Origin of the sequence: Zoogloea oleivorans, assembly GCF_008107625.1 — a bacterium.
Lineage (GTDB): Bacteria > Pseudomonadota > Gammaproteobacteria > Burkholderiales > Rhodocyclaceae > Zoogloea > Zoogloea oleivorans.
On record NZ_SDKK01000057.1, the window covers coordinates 1 to 5,478 of the forward strand.

General features: G+C 52.8%; 2 tRNA genes and 3 rRNA genes. All 5 read left to right on the forward strand.

The window, feature by feature from the left end:
- Window positions 1-157 precede the first annotated feature (157 nt).
- The 5 genes from ETQ85_RS25370 to rrf all read left to right on the forward strand — a co-directional run bounded on the left by ETQ85_RS25370 (window position 158) and on the right by rrf (window position 5,398).
- Window positions 158-1,697, forward strand: a 16S ribosomal RNA gene (locus ETQ85_RS25370).
- 144 nt (window positions 1,698-1,841) lie between these two features.
- Window positions 1,842-1,918: transfer RNA gene (locus ETQ85_RS25375), tRNA-Ile, on the forward strand.
- A gap of 13 nt (window positions 1,919-1,931) precedes the next feature.
- Window positions 1,932-2,007, forward strand: a tRNA-Ala gene (locus tag ETQ85_RS25380).
- 266 nt (window positions 2,008-2,273) lie between these two features.
- A 23S ribosomal RNA gene (locus ETQ85_RS25385) occupies window positions 2,274-5,155 on the forward strand.
- Between the two features lie 130 nt (window positions 5,156-5,285).
- Window positions 5,286-5,398: ribosomal RNA gene (rrf, locus tag ETQ85_RS25390) — 5S ribosomal RNA — on the forward strand.
- Together the 16S, 23S and 5S rRNA genes with 2 tRNA genes alongside form the textbook arrangement of a ribosomal RNA operon.
- The last annotated feature ends 80 nt before the right edge of the window (window positions 5,399-5,478 follow it).

A 5,478-nucleotide genomic window follows, 5' to 3' on the forward strand; every position in this document is an offset into this window, starting at 1 on the left:
TGCGCACCTCTTCGCTGCTTCTTGCAGCAGTTCTTTAAAAATGTGACAACCGATAGGTGTGGGTACTCGGTTTCGAGGGGTTTTTGGTTTATACCAGAAGCCACGAAGAAATTGAAGTGCTCGAAGAAACCGCAGGTTTCTAGAGAGTTTTTGGATTGAACTTAAGAGTTTGATCCTGGCTCAGATTGAACGCTGGCGGCATGCTTTACACATGCAAGTCGAACGGTAACAGGGAGCTTGCTCCGCTGACGAGTGGCGAACGGGTGAGTAATGCATCGGAACGTGCCTATTTGTGGGGGATAACGTAGCGAAAGTTACGCTAATACCGCATACGCCCTGAGGGGGAAAGCGGGGGATTCGTAAGAACCTCGCGCAATTAGAGCGGCCGATGTCGGATTAGCTAGTTGGTGGGGTAAAGGCTCACCAAGGCGACGATCCGTAGCGGGTCTGAGAGGATGATCCGCCACACTGGGACTGAGACACGGCCCAGACTCCTACGGGAGGCAGCAGTGGGGAATTTTGGACAATGGGCGAAAGCCTGATCCAGCCATGCCGCGTGAGTGAAGAAGGCCTTCGGGTTGTAAAGCTCTTTCAGCCGGAAAGAAATCGCGCAGGCTAATACTCTGCGTGGATGACGGTACCGGAAGAAGAAGCACCGGCTAACTACGTGCCAGCAGCCGCGGTAATACGTAGGGTGCGAGCGTTAATCGGAATTACTGGGCGTAAAGCGTGCGCAGGCGGTTATATAAGACAGATGTGAAATCCCCGGGCTCAACCTGGGAACTGCGTTTGTGACTGTATGACTAGAGTACGGCAGAGGGAGGTGGAATTCCGCGTGTAGCAGTGAAATGCGTAGATATGCGGAGGAACACCGATGGCGAAGGCAGCCTCCTGGGCCAGTACTGACGCTCATGCACGAAAGCGTGGGGAGCAAACAGGATTAGATACCCTGGTAGTCCACGCCCTAAACGATGTCAACTAGTTGTTCGGTGAGGAGACTCATTGAGTAACGCAGCTAACGCGTGAAGTTGACCGCCTGGGGAGTACGGCCGCAAGGTTAAAACTCAAAGGAATTGACGGGGACCCGCACAAGCGGTGGATGATGTGGATTAATTCGATGCAACGCGAAAAACCTTACCTACCCTTGACATGTCAGGAATCCTTGAGAGATTGAGGAGTGCCCGAAAGGGAGCCTGAACACAGGTGCTGCATGGCTGTCGTCAGCTCGTGTCGTGAGATGTTGGGTTAAGTCCCGCAACGAGCGCAACCCTTGTCGCTAATTGCCATCATTAAGTTGGGCACTTTAACGAGACTGCCGGTGACAAACCGGAGGAAGGTGGGGATGACGTCAAGTCCTCATGGCCCTTATGGGTAGGGCTTCACACGTCATACAATGGTCGGTACAGAGGGTTGCCAAGCCGCGAGGTGGAGCCAATCCCAGAAAGCCGATCGTAGTCCGGATCGGAGTCTGCAACTCGACTCCGTGAAGTCGGAATCGCTAGTAATCGCAGATCAGCATGCTGCGGTGAATACGTTCCCGGGTCTTGTACACACCGCCCGTCACACCATGGGAGTGGGGTTTACCAGAAGTAGGTAGCTTAACCGCAAGGAGGGCGCTTACCACGGTGAGCTTCATGACTGGGGTGAAGTCGTAACAAGGTAGCCGTATCGGAAGGTGCGGCTGGATCACCTCCTTTCTAGAGATAAACCTCGAGATCAAGTATCCACAACCTATCGGTTGTCTTTAAAGAACAGCGAAGGGGTCAGGCGTCAGAAGCGAGTAGTCGTTGGCTAGGTGCTGACCTCCTCGAAGATGGTGACTGACTCCTTGTTGAAACAGGGGGTCAGTAGCTCAGTCGGTTAGAGCACCGTCTTGATAAGGCGGGGGTCGTAGGTTCGATTCCTACCTGACCCACCAAGGTTATCAAGATGGGGGCATAGCTCAGCTGGGAGAGCACCGGCTTTGCAAGCCGGGGGTCGTCGGTTCGATCCCGACTGCCTCCACCATTTGATGACCTGAAGAAATCATAATCAAGCGAATTGCGGCGATGCCGTGGTTTATTTGATTCTGGTTTTTTACCAGTCAAGCTGTTCGATCTTTAACAAATTGGAAGAAGTGTGTAGTTGCCTGTTGATGAGACGGGTGGCTACATGGGTTGTGTGATTGCATTTTAAGTATCGTTCTGCGCTTTGAACCAGCAGCAGGGCGATGCGCACAAGCGCGCGAGTTCGTCTATGACGGCGCTCTCTGGAAACAGAGTGCAAGGTTATAGGATCAAGCGACAAAGTGCATGTGGTGGATGCCTAGGCGATTACAGGCGATGAAGGACGTGCAAGCCTGCGAAAAGCGGGGGGGAGCTGGCAATGGAGCTTTGATCCCCCGATATCCGAATGGGGAAACCCACCCGCAAGGGTATCCCATCCTGAATACATAGGGATGTGGAGGCGAACCGGGAGAACTGAAACATCTAAGTACCCCGAGGAAAAGAAATCAACCGAGATTCCCCAAGTAGTGGCGAGCGAACGGGGATGAGCCTGCACGACTAAACCGATTACTTAGCAGAACAGTCTGGAAAGGCTGGCCATAGTGGGTGATAGCCCCGTATGCGAAAAGTAGTTGGCGGGTCTGAGCGTGCGACAAGTAGGGCGGGACACGAGAAATCCTGTCTGAAGATGGGGGGACCATCCTCCAAGGCTAAATACTCGTAATCGACCGATAGTGAACCAGTACCGTGAGGGAAAGGCGAAAAGAACCCCGGGAGGGGAGTGAAATAGATCCTGAAACCGCATGCATACAAACAGTGGGAGCCTCCTTGTGGGGTGACTGCGTACCTTTTGTATAATGGGTCAGCGACTTACGTTCAGTAGCAAGCTTAACCGGATAGGGGAGGCGTAGCGAAAGCGAGTCTGATAAGGGCGATTCAGTTGCTGGGCGTAGACCCGAAACCAAGTGATCTATCCATGGCCAGGATGAAGGTGCGGTAACACGCACTGGAGGTCCGAACCCACTAATGTTGAAAAATTAGGGGATGAGCTGTGGATAGGGGTGAAAGGCTAAACAAACTTGGAAATAGCTGGTTCTCCCCGAAAACTATTTAGGTAGTGCCTCGTGCGAACACTTCCGGGGGTAGAGCACTGTAATCGTTGAGGGGGTCATTGCGATCTACCTCGCGATAGCAAACTCCGAATACCGGAAAGTGATACACGGGAGACAGACAGCGGGTGCTAACGTCCGTTGTCAAGAGGGAAACAACCCAGACCGCCAGCTAAGGTCCCAAATCCATGGCTAAGTGGAAAACGAGGTGGGAAGGCATAGACAGCTAGGAGGTTGGCTTAGAAGCAGCCACCCTTTAAAGAAAGCGTAATAGCTCACTAGTCGAGTCGTCCTGCGCGGAAGATGTAACGGGGCTCAAGCCATGAACCGAAGCTGCGGATGCATTTAATGCATGGTAGGGGAGCGTTCTGTAAGTCTGTGAAGGTGTCTTGAGAAGGATGCTGGAGATATCAGAAGTGCGAATGCTGACATGAGTAGCGATAAAGGGTGTGAAAAGCACCCTCGCCGAAAGCCCAAGGTTTCCTGCGCAACGTTCATCGGCGCAGGGTGAGTCGGCCCCTAAGGCGAGGCAGAAATGCGTAGTCGATGGGAAACAGGTCAATATTCCTGTACCGCTCTATGATGCGATGGGGGGACGGAGAAGGTTAGATCAGCCATCTGTTGGAATAGGTGGTTTAAGCGTGTAGGCGTGCTCTTTAGGCAAATCCGGAGAGCTTAGCTGAGGCGTGATGACGAGCTCTCTTTGAGAGTGAAGTGATTGATACCATGCTTCCAGGAAAAGCCTCTAAGCTTCAGTCATAGAGTGACCGTACCGCAAACCGACACAGGTGGGCAGGTAGAAGATACTAAGGCGCTTGAGAGAACTCAGGAGAAGGAACTCGGCAAATTGATACCGTAACTTCGGGAGAAGGTATGCCTCATTAGCTTGTAGGAGAACATCCGAAGGGCGAAGAGGCCGCAGAGAATCGGTGGCTGCGACTGTTTATTAAAAACACAGCACTCTGCAAACACGAAAGTGGACGTATAGGGTGTGACGCCTGCCCGGTGCCGGAAGGTTAAGTGATGGGGTGCAAGCTCTTGATCGAAGCCCCGGTAAACGGCGGCCGTAACTATAACGGTCCTAAGGTAGCGAAATTCCTTGTCGGGTAAGTTCCGACCTGCACGAATGGCGTAACGATGGCCACACTGTCTCCTCCTGAGACTCAGCGAAGTTGAAGTGTTTGTGAAGATGCAATCTCCCCGCGGCTAGACGGAAAGACCCCATGAACCTTTACTGTAGCTTTGCATTGGACTTTGACGGGACTTGTGTAGGATAGGTGGGAGGCGATGAAACCGGGACGCTAGTTCCGGTGGAGCCATCCTTGAAATACCACCCTGGTGTCGTTGAGGTTCTAACCTAGGTCCGTAATCCGGATCGGGGACCGTGCATGGTGGGCAGTTTGACTGGGGCGGTCTCCTCCCAAAAGGTAACGGAGGAGTACGAAGGTCTTCTAGGTACGGTCGGACATCGTACTGATAGTGCAATGGCAAAAGAAGGCTTGACTGCGAGACCGACAAGTCGAGCAGGTGCGAAAGCAGGTCATAGTGATCCGGTGGTTCTGTATGGAAGGGCCATCGCTCAACGGATAAAAGGTACTCTGGGGATAACAGGCTGATTCCGCCCAAGAGTTCACATCGACGGCGGAGTTTGGCACCTCGATGTCGGCTCATCACATCCTGGGGCTGTAGCCGGTCCCAAGGGTATGGCTGTTCGCCATTTAAAGTGGTACGTGAGCTGGGTTTAAAACGTCGTGAGACAGTTTGGTCCCTATCTGCCGTGGGCGCTGGATATTTGAGGGGGCCTGCTCCTAGTACGAGAGGACCGGAGTGGACGAATCTCTGGTGTACCGGTTGTGACGCCAGTCGCATCGCCGGGTAGCTAAATTCGGAAGAGATAACCGCTGAAAGCATCTAAGCGGGAAACTCGCCTCAAGATGAGATATCCCTGGGAACTAGATTCCCCTAAAGGGTCGTTGAAGACCACGACGTTGATAGGCTGGGTGTGGAAGTGCAGTAATGCATTAAGCTAACCAGTACTAATTGCCCGTGAGGCTTGATCCTATAACCTTGCAAAGACGCGATAGACCGCTCGCAAGGCTTGTGAAAAAATACAGTCACACACCCCAACACACAAAACACTTCTTCCCATTTGACGCTCTCGCCACAAGGCACAGAGCGGCACAAGTTACAGTCTGACGACCATAGCGTCTTGGAACCACCCCTTCCCATCCCGAACAGGACCGTGAAACGAGACCGCGCCAATGATAGTGCACACGCGTGCGTGAAAGTAGGTCATCGTCAGACTAACCCTTAAATCCCCCAGACCAAACCGTCTGGGGGATTTCTACGTCTACACCACAAAAAAACAAAAACACTCCATCAAG